Annotated in this window: 12 protein-coding genes; 8 read left to right on the top strand and 4 right to left on the bottom strand. The window is 67.3% G+C overall.

The genetic code is table 11. The annotated features are described in order from the left end of the window. Positions 1-110: 110 nt before the first annotated feature. Complete coding sequence (locus CYU59_RS06080; RefSeq protein WP_292980468.1) at positions 111-1,376, top strand: mannosyltransferase; 1,266 nt, start codon at positions 111-113, stop codon at positions 1,374-1,376. Here the strand turns inward: CYU59_RS06080 and CYU59_RS06075 are convergent. Beyond that, positions 1,363-1,647 carry a 4a-hydroxytetrahydrobiopterin dehydratase gene (locus tag CYU59_RS06075; RefSeq protein WP_292980334.1) on the bottom strand — a complete coding sequence of 95 codons (285 nt, stop codon included), beginning with the start codon at positions 1,645-1,647 and terminating at the stop codon, positions 1,363-1,365. The two genes, CYU59_RS06080 and CYU59_RS06075, sit on opposite strands and share 14 nt — an antisense overlap. Before the next feature lie 26 nt (positions 1,648-1,673). On the opposite strand from CYU59_RS06075, the gene CYU59_RS06070 reads away from it, so the two are divergent. Both CYU59_RS06070 and CYU59_RS06065 read left to right on the top strand, forming a co-directional pair. Then, the gene (locus CYU59_RS06070; protein ID WP_292980331.1) at positions 1,674-2,063 is read left to right on the top strand and encodes a (deoxy)nucleoside triphosphate pyrophosphohydrolase; all 390 of its coding nucleotides are present in this window, start codon (positions 1,674-1,676) and stop codon (positions 2,061-2,063) included. A 54-nt stretch (positions 2,064-2,117) separates the two neighbouring features. Next, positions 2,118-3,188 (top strand): hypothetical protein, encoded by a 1,071-nt coding sequence (locus tag CYU59_RS06065; RefSeq protein WP_292980328.1) that lies wholly within the window; start codon positions 2,118-2,120, stop codon positions 3,186-3,188. Positions 3,189-3,194: 6 nt separating this feature from the next. Here the strand turns inward: CYU59_RS06065 and CYU59_RS06060 are convergent, their stop codons facing one another. Both CYU59_RS06060 and CYU59_RS06055 read right to left on the bottom strand, forming a co-directional pair. Beyond that, positions 3,195-4,241: a hypothetical protein gene (locus tag CYU59_RS06060; protein ID WP_292980326.1), complete on the bottom strand. Its 1,047-nt coding sequence runs from the start codon at positions 4,239-4,241 to the stop codon at positions 3,195-3,197. A gap of 349 nt (positions 4,242-4,590) precedes the next feature. Beyond that, positions 4,591-4,758, bottom strand: coding sequence for a hypothetical protein (locus CYU59_RS06055; RefSeq protein ID WP_292980323.1), 168 nt, complete (start codon positions 4,756-4,758; stop codon positions 4,591-4,593). A 63-nt stretch (positions 4,759-4,821) separates the two neighbouring features. On the opposite strand from CYU59_RS06055, the gene typA reads away from it, so the two are divergent. Next, a complete protein-coding gene (gene typA, locus CYU59_RS06050) occupies positions 4,822-6,711 on the top strand; it encodes a translational GTPase TypA (RefSeq protein WP_292980321.1) in 1,890 nt (629 codons plus the stop codon). Between the two features lie 221 nt (positions 6,712-6,932). Further along, positions 6,933-8,792 carry an ABC transporter family substrate-binding protein gene (locus CYU59_RS06045; RefSeq protein WP_292980319.1) on the top strand — a complete coding sequence of 620 codons (1,860 nt, stop codon included), beginning with the start codon at positions 6,933-6,935 and terminating at the stop codon, positions 8,790-8,792. A gap of 195 nt (positions 8,793-8,987) precedes the next feature. Here CYU59_RS06045 and CYU59_RS06040 read toward each other — a convergent pair whose 3' ends face one another. Continuing rightward, on the bottom strand, positions 8,988-9,584 hold the full coding sequence (locus tag CYU59_RS06040) for a TetR/AcrR family transcriptional regulator (RefSeq protein ID WP_292980316.1): 597 nt from the start codon (positions 9,582-9,584) through the stop codon (positions 8,988-8,990). A gap of 129 nt (positions 9,585-9,713) precedes the next feature. Between CYU59_RS06040 and mshB the strand changes: the two genes are divergently transcribed. The 3 genes from mshB to CYU59_RS06025 all read left to right on the top strand — a co-directional run bounded on the left by mshB (position 9,714) and on the right by CYU59_RS06025 (position 13,798). Continuing rightward, a complete protein-coding gene (mshB, locus tag CYU59_RS06035) occupies positions 9,714-10,622 on the top strand; it encodes an N-acetyl-1-D-myo-inositol-2-amino-2-deoxy-alpha-D-glucopyranoside deacetylase (RefSeq protein ID WP_292980313.1) in 909 nt (302 codons plus the stop codon). A 95-nt stretch (positions 10,623-10,717) separates the two neighbouring features. Next, positions 10,718-11,101, top strand: a complete 384-nt coding sequence (locus tag CYU59_RS06030; RefSeq protein ID WP_292980465.1) for a hypothetical protein — start codon at positions 10,718-10,720, stop codon at positions 11,099-11,101. Between the two features lie 117 nt (positions 11,102-11,218). Further along, on the top strand, positions 11,219-13,798 hold the full coding sequence (locus CYU59_RS06025) for a bifunctional FO biosynthesis protein CofGH (protein WP_292980311.1): 2,580 nt from the start codon (positions 11,219-11,221) through the stop codon (positions 13,796-13,798). The last annotated feature ends 54 nt before the right edge of the window (positions 13,799-13,852 follow it).

The following is a 13,852-nucleotide window of genomic DNA, read 5'->3' as shown; positions in this document are numbered from 1 at the left end:
CAGACGATCCGCCTAAAACTCGTGTGACTCGAGTGACACGTGTGGCATTTATGCGACCGTTATTGAACCGAGCGGTCCCGGTTACCGAGCGAGCTGATAGCGGGACGGCCCTGCGTGTCGGGCCCGGCGATAGAGTCGTGCAGATCGACACCACCTCGGCCGCTCCGGCGGCAATCCCCCGCCGCCGCCCCGCGCTCTCCGTCGAGACGGTCGGGCCGCTGATTCTGATCGTGAGCGTCCTGGCCCGGCTGGCCTGGACATATCTGGTGCCCAACGGGGCCAACTTCGTCGACCTGCACGTCTACGTCGGCGGATCAGCCATGATCGACCATCCGGGTGACCTCTACCGCTACGTCTACGCCGACCAGACGCCGGACTTCCCGCTGCCGTTCACCTACCCGCCGTTTGCCGCGGTGGTCTTCTATCCGCTGCACTTCCTGCCGTTCGGCGTGGTGGCGTTCTGTTGGACCATCGGCACAATGGCCGCGCTGTACGGGGTGGTGCGGATCAGCCAGCGGCTACTGGGTGTCGCCGCCGGCGAGGGGCACCGGCTGGCGATGTTGTGGACGGGCATCGCGATCTGGCTCGAACCGCTCCGCAGCACATTCGACTACGGGCAGATCAATGTCGTGTTGGCGCTGGCCACCTTGGCCGCGGTGTTCAGCGCCCGCTGGTGGTTGTCCGGCCTGTTGCTGGGGACGGCGGCGGGGGTGAAACTGACACCGGCGATCGGGGGACTGTATTTCGTCGGGGCCCGGCGGTGGGGGACCGCGGTGTTCTCCGGTGTCGTCTTCCTGGCCACGATTGCGTTGTCGGCGTTGGTGGTCGGCGACCAAACCCGCTACTACTTCACCGATTTGATCCGCAAGACCGATCGAGTCGGGCCGATCTGCACGATCTTCAACCAGTCGTGGCGCGGCGCGATCTGCCGGATCTACGGTCACGACTCGGGCTACAACCCGGCCGTGTTGATCGGAATCGCCATCACGGCAATACTTTCCGTGCTGGCGTGGCGGGCGATGAACGTCGACCCGGATCGGCCGGACCGGCTCGGACGGCTGCTGATCGTCGAACTGTTCGGCTTGCTGCTCTCGCCGATTTCCTGGACACATCACTGGGTGTGGCTGGTGCCCTTGATGATATGGCTTCTTCACGGTCCGCTGTCGGAGCGCCGCGGCGCGCGGATTCTCGGCTGGACCTGGTTGGTGTTACTCGTCGTCGGGGTGCCCTGGCTGCTGAGTTTCGCGCAGCCGAGCATCTGGCAGAACGGCCGTCCGTGGTACCAGGCCTGGGGCGGGCTGGTCTACATCGTCGCAACCCTGGCCACCCTGGGCTGGGTCGCGGCCAGCAGGAAGCGTTCGGCTACTCCGCGATAATCGCGTCGATGTCGTGTGCCAGCGCCAAGTCCTTCTCGGTGATGCCTCCGTCGGAGTGCGTCACCAGCGCGAAAGTCACCGTCCGCCAACGGATGTCGATGTCGGGATGATGATCTTTCTCCTCGGCGCGCTCGGCCACCCGGCGAACAGCTTCGATTCCGGCCAAAAATGCCGGAAATTCGACCGACCTGCGCAGCGCGCCGTCCTTGCGTTCCCACCCGTTGAGCTCCGGCAGTGCGGCATCTACTTGGTCATCCGATAACACAGCCATCTTTCGACCGTATACCGTCGGCCGCGATGGTCAACCAGATCGTGGTCGCCGGAGCGATCGTCGTGGACTCGAAGCTGCTGATCGCGCAGCGTGTTCGGCCGCCCGGAGTGGCCGGTCGATGGGAGCTGCCTGGTGGCAAGGTGGCAGCAGGGGAGACCGAGCCGGAGGCGCTGGCCCGCGAACTCGCCGAGGAACTCGGTGTCGACGTCGTGGTCGGCCCGCAGCTCGGCGACGTCGAGCTCAGCGAGACAATGACGTTGCGGGCGTATGCGGCCTCGCTCGTTTCCGGCGAACCACAACCGCACGATCACGCCGCGCTGCGCTGGGTGTCGGCCAATGAACTGCACGACGTCGACTGGGTGCCCGCCGACCGGGCCTTCCTGCCGACGCTGATGCAGCTTCTGAGTTCGCTTTAGAGCGAGTCGAAGTCGCACCCATGAGCGGCCGACGCAGATTATCGTGTCGGGTCCATGAGGGTGCTGCGGTTCATCTGGCAGGGCATTCTCGCGTTCGACCGCATCGGTTCGCGCATCCCTCAGCTCGTCCAGATGTGGCTCATCGAGCTGTTCTTCGTGATGCCGGTGATGTTCTTCATCTCCTCGATCATCGACGCCCGCGGCGCGTGGGGGGTGCCCGGCACTGGCGAGTCGCTCGACGGCGGCGACTGGGCGGCGTTGGCGGTCGGGGTGGTGTTCGGGTTCTTCTTCTTCAAGAGCCTGATCCGCCCGCGGGTCAAGACGGACACCTGGACACCTACCGTCCGGGCCGACATCGGCGATGCCACGGTCTACGGGGGCAACCAGGCGTGGTCGGTGCAGTACACCTACCTGACCAGCCACCCGTCCTACATTCTGCTGGGTCTGCTCACCGCCCCGATCCCGGTGGTCATGCTCTGGGCCACCGAGAACCACGGTGGCAATTCCTTCTACTTCCGCGTCGCCGGAACCGTCGGGCTGTGCCTGCTGGCGCTGATAGCGCTGGCCCGGTTGTTGTCGTGGTATGTATTCCGTTGGGGCAGAGCAGAACTCGCGGTGCAGGCCACCGACCTTAAGATGTCGCAGCAACGACTCGGGTGGGAGGTCGCGTGGAAGCCCGTGCTGATGCTGCTGATCATGATCTACGCGATCGGCGGCATCCCGATCGCGTACATGTGGTGGGACGAACTGCGCACCATCGATCGGCTGCCGGTGCTGACAGCCGACGACGGGACCGGCCACGACGGCCAGTACTTCCGACTGCGCGGCACGCTCGCCGGCCAGCCGGTGTGGTGGCCCAGGGGTGGCGGTGGACGGGGCGGCACCAATTTCTCCGGTGCCGGTGTTCTGGTGCAACTCGAAAACGGCGGTGATGCACTGCTTCTCGCGGAGTCGCTGTCAGTACCCGACCTGGTCGGTGTGCTGAAGAAGGTCCGTGACAACCACATCGAGGCCCACGGCCGGGTGGTCGAGCAGATCACCGCCAACCAGCGGCGGTACTACGGATTCAACCTCGCCGACTTCCCGGCCAGGCCGTCCGTGCTGATGTTGCTCGAATACCCCTGAGGCGCTTTAGAACAGCGCTCCGAAGTCGGTGACAAGCGTGGACCAGTCGGCGTCCAGCGCGGAGACCCAGTCGGTTGCCGCCGCCGGTGCGAAGTTGCCGGCATCGAAGACGGCGGCGGCGTCGTACAGGGTCGGAATGCTGAAGTCACCGAACGGCGTTACGAACGTGTCGGTGATCGCGTTACTGCCGTCAGGTGCCCCGCCGACGACATCGCTGTAGACGTTCTCAAAGCCCGACGAGCCGAAGTTGAATTGGTCGATGACTTGCGCCACGTCGCCGTTGTAGACCCGGTCGAACAGCACGTTGTGGTCCCCGAACATGTCGGAGAAGTAGCTGGCGTTCCCGAAGACTGCGCCCTGGTTGACGACGAAGCTGCCCTGCTCCTCGACCGTCGTATAGAAGGGCGCCAGCCCGGTGGTCGAGGTGATCTCCCACGGGCCGTCTTCCGGGTCGGGTGCGACGCTGAAACCGGGGTCCCCGGCAAGGAACGGTATGTCGGCAGCTGGAGAAGCCGCGGCGGCCTCTGCGGATACCGCTTCGGGAAGCGAGGTGCTGCCGAAGGCGGCGGCGTCAAATGCGGTGGGAACGTTGATATTTCCGAACGGAGTGACCAGCGTGTCGGTGATCTCGTTCGCGCCGTTCGTTCCGAGTCCGGGAAGGTCGACGTAGATGTTCTCGAAATTGCCGACCGTCGTTATGTCGATCACCGAGTGGCTGGGAACGACGATGTCACCATTGAGACTTCCCGGGCCACTGGCCACAAAATCCTCGTTGGTTATGCCGTCCATGTTGGTGGAGCTCAGCAAACCAGGGACATAAGCCGCTACGTAGTCTTCCGCCCCGGGCCGGTCTACCAGAAGGAATGTGCCCTGTTCGAGTACGTCCTGATACAGCGGCGGCATTCCGGCTTCCGAGATGATCTGCGCTGGAAAGTCCCCTGGACTGATCGTCCACTCATCGGCGCTGGCGAGGGCCGACGACGACACCGCGGCGAGTAACCCGCCGGCGGTGGTGGTCAGGGCGAGCAGCGTGCGACGGAGAGACCTCGACATGGGAATCCTTCGGCGGCGATGTGATCAGCTTAGAAAAAGCTGAGCGTCAGATAGCAATCATGTGTGAGCATCGCCGGCCGATCAATAAGGGTTTTTCCTACACTTTGGGATCCGGGATGCCGGCGGATGGACCGGCAGTCCGGCTCTCGGGGTGACTTGCGGCACACCCACGCCTGCCGGTCGCGTGACGCGCCCTGCAGGCAGACGCCTGGTCTGCGCCAAGCCTGTTCCGGTGTCGCCGGGCCGGTGCTAGAGCGCCGAGCCCCTCAGGCGCACTGCCGACCGCCCGGCGCGGCCCGGCGACGGTAACCGGGGCTGCTTGTTTCGGGGCCGCCAAAACCCCAGCTCGTCACGCCTTTCGGGCGCGCTTGAACACCTTCTGCAATTCCTTGCCGTCGACACCGCTGCGCTCCGCCTTCTGCACCTTGTGCAACACCAGCGGGCAGCGCTTGCAGCGTGGCTTGGAACGGCAGCACTTTTTCTTCGGCTTTGCCGTCGCGTACTTTTCGAACTTCACGTGACCTCTTGTATACAGGTCGCGTTTTCGCGATTGGTGTCCTCCGCTGCGACAATTCACGACGTGGATTTCCGAAACGTCGCCATCGTCGCTCACGTCGATCACGGCAAGACGACCCTGGTCGACGCAATGCTCCGGCAATCCGGCGCCCTGACCCATCGCGGGGACGACGCCATCGAGCGCCTGATGGACTCCGGTGACCTGGAGAAGGAAAAGGGCATCACGATCCTGGCGAAGAACACCGCCGTGCACCGCCGGCACGCAGACGGCTCGATGACCGTCATCAACGTGATCGACACCCCGGGGCACGCCGACTTCGGCGGCGAGGTCGAGCGCGGCCTGTCGATGGTCGACGGCGTGCTGCTGCTGGTCGACGCCTCCGAAGGCCCACTGCCGCAGACCCGTTTCGTGCTGCGCAAGGCACTGGCCGCCCATCTCCCGGTGATCCTCGTGGTGAACAAGACCGACCGGCCGGACGCCCGCATCGCCGAGGTGGTGTCCGAAAGCCATGACCTGCTGCTCGACGTCGCCTCGGACCTCGACGCCGAAGCGCAGGATGCCGCCGAGAAAGCGCTCGGCCTGCCGACGCTGTACGCCTCGGGCCGGGCCGGTATCGCCAGCACCTCCGAACCGGCCAACGGCGAGAACCCGGACGGCGAGAACCTCGACCCGCTGTTCGACGTGCTGCTCGAGCACATCCCACCGCCCCAGGGCGACCCCGAGGCGCCGTTGCAGGCGCTGGTGACCAACCTCGACGCGTCGGCGTTCCTCGGCCGACTCGCGCTGATCCGCATTTACAAGGGCCGGATCAAGAAGGGCCAGCAGGTGGCCTGGATGCGCGAGGTGGACGGCCACCCCGTGATCACCAACGCCAAGATCACCGAACTGCTCGTCACCGAAGGCGTCGAACGCACACCGACCGAACAGGCCATTGCCGGCGACATCGTCGCGGTGGCCGGCATTCCGGAGATCATGATCGGCGACACGCTCGCCGACGTCGAGCATGCGCACGCGCTGCCGCGCATCACGGTCGACGAGCCCGCCATTTCGGTGACGATCGGCACCAACACCTCGCCGCTGGCCGGCAAGGTGTCCGGGCACAAGCTCACCGCGCGAATGGTCAAGTCGCGCCTGGATTCCGAGCTGGTCGGCAACGTGTCGATCAAGGTCGTCGACATCGACCGGCCCGATGCCTGGGAGGTCCAGGGCCGTGGTGAGCTGGCGCTGGCCGTGCTCGTCGAACAGATGCGCCGCGAGGGCTTCGAGCTCACCGTCGGCAAGCCACAGGTGGTCACCCAGACGATCGACGGCAGGCTGCACGAGCCGTTCGAGGCGATGACCATCGACTGTCCGGACGAGTTCGTCGGCGCGATCACTCAGTTGATGGCCGCCCGCAAGGGGCGCATGGAGGAGATGGCCAACCACGCCGCCGGCTGGGTCCGGATGGACTTCATCGTGCCGAGCCGTGGCCTGATCGGCTTTCGCACCGACTTCCTGACGCTGACCCGGGGCACCGGCATCGCCAACGCGGTGTTCGACGGCTACCGGCCGTGGGCGGGTGAGATCAAGGCACGGCACACCGGGTCGCTGGTGTCCGATCGCAGCGGGTCGATCACGCCGTTCGCCATGATCCAGCTCGCCGACCGTGGGCAGTTCTTCGTCGAGCCCGGCGAGGACACCTACGAGGGCCAGGTGGTGGGCATCAACCCGCGTGCCGAGGACCTGGACGTCAACGTGACGCGGGAGAAGAAGCTGACCAACATGCGGTCGTCGACCGCGGACGTGATGGAGACCCTGGCCCGTCCGATGGATCTCGGCCTCGAGCAGGCGATGGAGTTCTGCGCCGAGGACGAGTGCGTGGAGGTGACGCCGGAGGTGGTCCGGGTGCGCAAGGTCGAGCTGACCGCGACCCTGCGCGCGCGGGCGAAGGCCCGGGCCAAGGCGCGCGGCTGACGACGATCAAGCGGCGAGGTACGAGCCGCGCTGAGGAGTCGGCCCCGAGAGCCCGGCTGACGACGATCAAGCGGCGAAGTACGAGCCGCGCTGAGGAGTCGGCCCCGAGAGCGCGGCTGACGGCTGCTGACGGCCCGCGAACGGAACGTCGCGGCGAGAAATCAACCGAGATCTCGCCGTGGCGTGACGCTCGCGGCGAATAGACCTGGGGAGCCACCGGAATGCTTGCCGATACCCTGTGGGGCGTGCCGAACCGAGTCCGCCGCGTCCGCGCGACCGCCGGCATGCTGGTTTCGCTGTTGGCAATCGGCGGTTGCGCCGTCAGTCCGCCCCCTGCGCCGCAGAGCACCGCGACCGCGCGCAGCACAGCCCCTCCGCCGCAGCGCAGGACGCAGATCATCATGGGCATCGACTCGATCGGCGCCGGCTTCAATCCCCATCTGCTGTCCGATCTTTCGGCCGTCAACGCCGCTGTGAGCGCTCTGGTGCTGCCCAGCGCCTTCCGCCCGGTGGCCGACCCGAACACGCCGACGGGATCCCGCTGGGAGATGGACCCGACGCTGCTCAAGTCGGCCGAGGTGACCAACGAGAACCCGTTCACGGTCACCTACAAGATCCGGCCGGAGGCGCAGTGGACCGACAACGCCCCGATCGCGGCCGACGACTTCTGGTACCTGTGGCGTCAGATGGTCGGTCAGCCCGGCGTGGTCGACCCGGCCGGTTATGACCTGATCACCGGGGTGCAGTCGATCGACGGCGGCAAGCAGGCCGTCGTCACCTTCGCCCGGCCCTACCCGGCCTGGCGCGAACTGTTCAACAACATCCTGCCGGCGCACATCGTCAAGGACGTACCGGGCGGCTTCCCGGCCGGGCTGGCCCGGGCCCTCCCGGTGACCGGCGGCCAGTTCCGGGTCGAGTCGATCGACCCCCAGCGCGACGAGCTCCTCCTGGCCCGTAACGACCGCTACTGGGGACCGCCCGCCAAACCGGATCTGGTGTTGTTCCGCCGGGCCGGCGCGCCCGCCGCGCTGGCCGACTCGGTCCGCAACGGCGACACCCAGGTGGCCCAGGTCCACGGCGGCTCAGCGGCTTTCGCGCAGCTGTCGGCGATCCCGGACGTGCGGACCGCCCGGATCATGACGCCGCGGGCCATGCAGCTGACACTGCGGGCCAACGTGGCGAAACTGGCCGACGGGCAGGTGCGCAAGGCGATCCTGGGGCTGCTCGACGTCGACCTGCTCGCCGCGGTCGGGGCCGGCAGCGACAACACCGTCAGCCTGGACCAGGCGCAGATCCGGTCGCCCAGCGATCCCGGGTACGTGCCGACGGCGCCGCCGGCGCTGACCCGCACCGCGGCGCTGGGTCTGCTGGAGTCGGCGGGCTACCAGATCGACAGCGACAACGCGACGCCGGAGAACAGCCGCGGCCACGTGACCAAGGACGGCAAAGAGCTGACGCTGGTGATCGGCGTCGCCGCCAACGACCCGACCTCGCAGGCCGTGGCGAACACCGCCGCCGACCAGTTGCGCAACGTCGGCATCGGAGCGACTGTGCTGGCGCTCGACCCGGTCGCGCTCTACCGCGAGGCGCTGGTCAACAACCGGGTCGACGCCCTGGTCGGCTGGAGCGAGGCCGGCGGCAACCTGGCGACGCTGCTGGCATCCCGCTTCGGCTGCCCGGCGCTGGAGGCCACCGCGGTGTCCACCGCCGCGGCGTCGACATCGTCCTCGGCGACCGCCGGCAAGCCCGCCCCCGCGACGACACCGACCGCGGCCACCTCGACACCACCCTCGCACGCACAGGACCCCGGCGCGCTGGTGCAGGCGCCGTCGAACCTGACCGGAATCTGCGACCACAGCATCCAGGCCGACATCGACGCCGCGCTGGCCGGCACCAGGGACATCAACGACGTGGTGAACGCGGCTGAGCCGCGACTCTGGGAGATGGCCACGGTTCTGCCGATCCTGCAGGACACCACGATCGTCGGGGCCGGCCCGAGCGTGCAGAACGTCAGCCTGTCCGGTGCGGTTCCGGTCGGGATCGTCGGCGACGCCGGACAATGGGTGAAGACGGCGCAATAAGCCCTGGACCAGCCCCGCAATGCCGTTTCATCTGTCGGGCAATCGTCGTGAACCTCGGTCGTTAAGAAAGCCCTCAGGTACTGTTCGACGCAACGGTTCAGCCACCAGCCGGGACGCGGAAGGCGGACCGACCAGGGGGCGGCCCGCCTTCGGCATCTCGGGCCATTCGCGCAGCAGCTTGCGTTACACCGGCAATCAGGTCGAATGCGGCAGCACGGTATCGACGATCTGGGCCAACTGCCGCTTGTTCGGCGGCGCGCCGGTCAGCAACATCTGCTGGTTGACCAGCGCGGTCCCCACCCGGGCGGTGTACGGCGTCATCGTGTCGGCGTCGATTTCACCGTTGTCCGCACCGGCCTGCAGGATCGATTCGGTGATCCGCAGCCGGGGTGCGACCACCGCGTCGGTGAAGATCGCCCGCAACTCCGGCTCGTGCAGCAGTTGTTGCAGGCTGCCCAAGCCGGGAAACGCGGTCTTGCCGGACACCACATCGCAGTGCGCGTTGAGAACGGCCAGCAAATTCTCCCGCGCCGATCGGTCCGCCCGCGGCTCGGGCAGCGGCGGTAGCGCGTACAGCAGGGCCGCCTGCACCAGGTCGTGCTTGCTGGACCACCGCCGATACAGCGCGGCCTTGCCGGTCCGCGCCCGCGCGGCAATGCCTTCCATGGTCAGACCGCCGTAGCCGACGGCCGCCAACTCAGCCAGCGTCGCATCGTAGAGGGCATCCTCGAGCTGCTTGCCTCTACGGCGGGTGCGGACTATTGCCCCGGCCGGCACCGTCTGCTGTCCCATCTCAAGATAGTAGCCAGCGTCGTGCCTTTCGCCTGGACCGGCCTTTGCCGGTCAACCCACTGTTTTCGCAGCTCAGAAGTTTCGATCGCGAAATCCTTTGCCGCGCAGCGCGCGAGTAGGGTGCGTGCCATGCTCCAGACTCCGCGGCTGCTGTTCGTGCATGCCCATCCCGACGACGAGACCATCACCAACGGTGTCACGATCGCCCACTACGTCGCGCGCGGAGCGCAGGTGCGGGTCGTCACGTGCACGCTCGGCGAGGAGGGCGAGGTCATCGGCGACCAGTGGGCGCAACTGGCCGTGGATCACGCCGACCAGCTCGGCGGCTACCGGATCGGCGAGCTGACCGCCGCGCTGCGGGAGCTCGGCCTCGAGGGCCCGGTCTACCTCGGCGGCCCGGGCCGGTGGCGTGATTCGGGCATGGTCGGCAGCGAGGCGCGCGGTCGGCAGCGGTTCAGCGACGCCGACCAGCGCGAGGCCGTCGGCGCGCTGGTCGCGATCATCCGCGAGATGCGCCCGCACGTCGTGGTGACCTACGACCCCAACGGCGGTTACGGCCACCCCGACCACATCCAGGCACACGTGGTCACGGCCGCTGCGGTGGCCGCTGCCGACAGCGGTGACGACCATCCCGGGCAGCCCTGGTCGGTGCCGAAGTTCTACTGGACAGTCATCGCCCGCAGCGCATTCGTCGCGGGCTGGGACGCGCTGGGCCCCGGCGATCTGCGCGACGAATGGATCGTCCCGCCACCGGACGGCGACTTCGGCGGGCTGGGCTATCCCGACGACGAGATCGACGCCGTGATCGACGACCCGGATGCTCTACCGGCGAAGATCGCCGCGTTGCGGGCGCACGCCACCCAGCTCACCGTGGGGCCCACCGGGCGCAGTCTGGCGTTGTCGAACAACATCGCGCTGCCGATCGTGGGGCAGGAGCACTACATCCTGGCGAGTGGCTCCGCCGGCGACCGGAACGAGCACGGCTGGGAGACCGACCTGCTCGCCGGAGTAGACCTCGCCGAGTCGGCCTCGCGGTAAGCTGCCGGAATGGACCCGGACCTGGACTACAACCAGCAGCACTGGCAGGACCGCCTGGACAACTTCCAGTGGACGGTCATGTCCATCGTTTCGCAATTGGACAGCATCCCGACCTGATCGCCTTTCGCATCGTCGTGCTGGCCCTGTTGGCGGTCGACGGGATTGTTTCGGCGGTGGTCGGCGCCCTTCTTCTACCGTCCTACATCGGTTCGGTTCCATTTCCGGTCAGCGCGCTGGTCAGTGGCCTGCTCAACGCCGGTTTGGTGTGGGCCGCCGTTCAGTGCACCGACTCGATCCGCCTGGCCGCGCTGCCGTTGTGGACCTGGCTGCTGGCAGTGTTGGTGATGTGCCTGCCCGGTCCAGGCGGCGACGTCATCTTCGCCGGCCGCGGAGTACTGGCCTACAGCCCATTGTTGCTGCTGGGGGCGGGTTTGTTGCCGCCCTTCTGGTTGCTGCTGCGGCGCCGGCCCGCCCGCTGAGGGCAGGGACTCCTTGACGCACGGCTGGAGGCTACTGTTGTCGCTCATGGCACGCGTCGGGTCGCGGATAGTTGGGGACGTGCGGATGAAATGTGCATTGCCGGAAGTTACACAAACGTGCCGTTGACTCCGGGCCAAGAGCCGACCCTGCTGCCCAGCCCGTCGGCCCCCCCTCTACCTGGCGGATCTGCGATGCGCAGGGTGCTGCGGCGGGCCCGCGACGGGGTGGCCCTGAACGTCGACGAGGCGGCGGTCGCGCTGACCGCCCGCGGCGACGATCTCGCCGACCTGTGTCGCAGCGCCGCGCGGGTGCGTGACGCCGGGCTGGAGTCGGCCGGTCGTCGCGGCGGCAACGGGCGGCTGCCGGTCAGCTACTCCCGCAAGGTCTTCATCCCGGTCACCCACCTGTGCCGGGATTCCTGCCACTACTGCACATTCGTCACGGTGCCCGGGAAACTGCGCGCCCGGGGCGCCGGCATGTACCTCGAACCCGACGAGATTCTCGACATCGCCCGTCGCGGCGCCGAACTCGGTTGCAAAGAGGCGCTGTTCACCCTCGGTGATCGCCCCGAAGACCGCTGGCCGGAGGCGCGGGAATGGCTCGACGAGCGGGGCTACGACTCGACGCTGTCCTACTTGCGCGCGATGGCCATCCGGGTGCTGGAGGAAACTGGGCTGCTGCCGCACCTGAACCCCGGCGTGATGAGCTGGTCGGAGCTGTCGCGGCTGAAGCCGGTGGCCCCGTCGATGGGGATGATGTTGGAGACGACGTCGCGGCGGTTGTTCGAGACCAAAGGCCTTGCGCACTATGGCAGTCCGGACAAAGACCCCGAGGTTCGGCTGCGCACGCTGACCGACGCGGGCCGGCTTTCCATACCGTTCACCACCGGCCTGCTGGTCGGCATCGGCGAGACACTGCTCGAGCGCGCCGAGACATTGCATGCAATTCGTAAGTCGCACAAGGAGTTCGGTCACGTCCAAGAAGTGATCGTGCAGAACTTCCGAGCCAAGCAACACACCGCGATGGCCTCGACACCCGATGCCGGTATCGACGACTTCCTGGCCACCATCGCAGTGTCGCGACTGGTCCTCGGGCCGGCGATGCGGATCCAGGCGCCGCCGAATCTGGTCTCGGAGCAGGAGTGCGTTGCCCTGATCGGTGCGGGTGTGGACGACTGGGGTGGCGTATCGCCGCTGACTCCCGACCACGTCAATCCCGAACGTCCCTGGCCCGCGCTCGACAAGCTCGCCGAGGTCACCGCGGCGGCCGGATACGACTTGGTCGAGCGACTGACCGCGCAGCCGAAATATGTACAGGCCGGCGCGGCGTGGATCGATCCGCGGGTGCGCGGTCATGTTGTGGCACTTGCCGATCCGGTCACCGGGCTGGCCCGCGACGTCAACCCGGTGGGGATGCCGTGGCAGGAGCCCGACGACGTCGCGTCCGCGGGCCGGATCGACCTCAACTCGGCGATCGACACCGAAGGCCGCAACACCGAGACCCGGAGCGACCTGGACAGCGCGTTCGGTGACTGGGAGTCGATTCGCGCCAAGGTGCACGACCTGGCCGCTCAGGGCGCCGCAGCGCCCAAGCGTCTTGCCGCCGACGTGCTCGCCGCGCTGCGCTCCGCCGAGCGCAACCCGGCCGCCTGCACCGACGCCGAATACCTCGCCTTGGCGACCGCGGACGGACCTGCACTGGATGCGGTTGCCGCACTGGCGGATTCGTTGCGCCGCGACGCCGTCGGCGACGACGTGACCTTCGTGGTGAACCGCAACATCAACTTCACCAACATCTGCTACACCGGCTGCCGGTTCTGCGCCTTCGCGCAGCGCAAGGATGACGCCGACGCCTTCTCGCTGTCGGCTGACGAGGTGGCCCAGCGGGCCTGGGAAGCACACGTGGCCGGCGCCACCGAGGTCTGCATGCAGGGCGGAATCGACCCCGAGTTGCCGGTCACCGGTTACGCCGACCTGGTTCGCGCGGTGAAGGCGCGGGTCCCGTCGATGCATGTGCACGCGTTCTCGCCGATGGAGATCGCCAACGGAGTGACCAAGAGCGGCTTGAGTATTCGCGAGTGGCTGACCAGCCTGCGTGAGGCCGGCCTGGACTCCATCCCGGGCACGGCCGCCGAGATCCTCGACGACGAAGTCCGCTGGGTGCTGACCAAGGGCAAGCTGCCCACCTCGATGTGGATCGACGTGGTGACCACCGCGCACGAAGTGGGTCTGCGTTCGTCGTCGACGATGATGTACGGCCACGTCGACGACCCGCGGCACTGGGTCGGGCATCTGAACGTGTTGCGCGGCATCCAGGACCGCACCGGCGGATTCACCGAGTTCGTGCCGCTGCCGTTCGTGCACCAGAATTCGCCGCTGTATCTCGCCGGTGCCGCTCGCCCGGGACCCAGCCACCGCGACAACCGCGCGGTACACGCGCTGGCACGGATCATGTTGCACGGCCGCATTTCTCACATCCAGACCAGCTGGGTCAAGCTCGGTGTCGAGCGCACGCAGGTGATGCTCAACGGCGGGGCCAACGATTTGGGTGGCACGCTGATGGAGGAGACCATCTCGCGGATGGCCGGCTCGGAGTTCGGGTCGGCCAAGACCGTCGCGGAGCTGATGGCGATCGCCGAGGGTATCGGTCGTCCGGCCCGTCAGCGCACCACCGACTACAACCCGCTGGCGGCGTAACCCCGGAGCCTCGCCGAGCGTGAAACGAACGTCACGTTCGGCGCCGAGCGTGAA

It is taken from the genome of Mycobacterium sp. (assembly GCF_002863225.1).
GTDB lineage: Bacteria > Actinomycetota > Actinomycetes > Mycobacteriales > Mycobacteriaceae > Mycobacterium.
Note: the sequence above shows the minus strand (reverse complement) of the source record. Positions and strands in the feature narration are given on the sequence as shown.

Excerpts from the sequence above, each read along its gene's own strand:
- CYU59_RS06075 (WP_292980334.1), bottom strand. The coding sequence starts at position 1,647 with ATGGCTGTGTTATCGGATGACCAAGTAGATGCCGCACTGCCGGAGCTC.
- CYU59_RS06070 (WP_292980331.1), top strand. The coding sequence starts at position 1,674 with ATGGTCAACCAGATCGTGGTCGCCGGAGCGATCGTCGTGGACTCGAAG.
- CYU59_RS06065 (WP_292980328.1), top strand. The coding sequence starts at position 2,118 with ATGAGGGTGCTGCGGTTCATCTGGCAGGGCATTCTCGCGTTCGACCGC.
- CYU59_RS06060 (WP_292980326.1), bottom strand. The coding sequence starts at position 4,241 with ATGTCGAGGTCTCTCCGTCGCACGCTGCTCGCCCTGACCACCACCGCC.
- CYU59_RS06045 (WP_292980319.1), top strand. The coding sequence starts at position 6,933 with ATGCTTGCCGATACCCTGTGGGGCGTGCCGAACCGAGTCCGCCGCGTC.
- CYU59_RS06040 (WP_292980316.1), bottom strand. The coding sequence starts at position 9,584 with ATGGGACAGCAGACGGTGCCGGCCGGGGCAATAGTCCGCACCCGCCGT.
- mshB (WP_292980313.1), top strand. The coding sequence starts at position 9,714 with ATGCTCCAGACTCCGCGGCTGCTGTTCGTGCATGCCCATCCCGACGAC.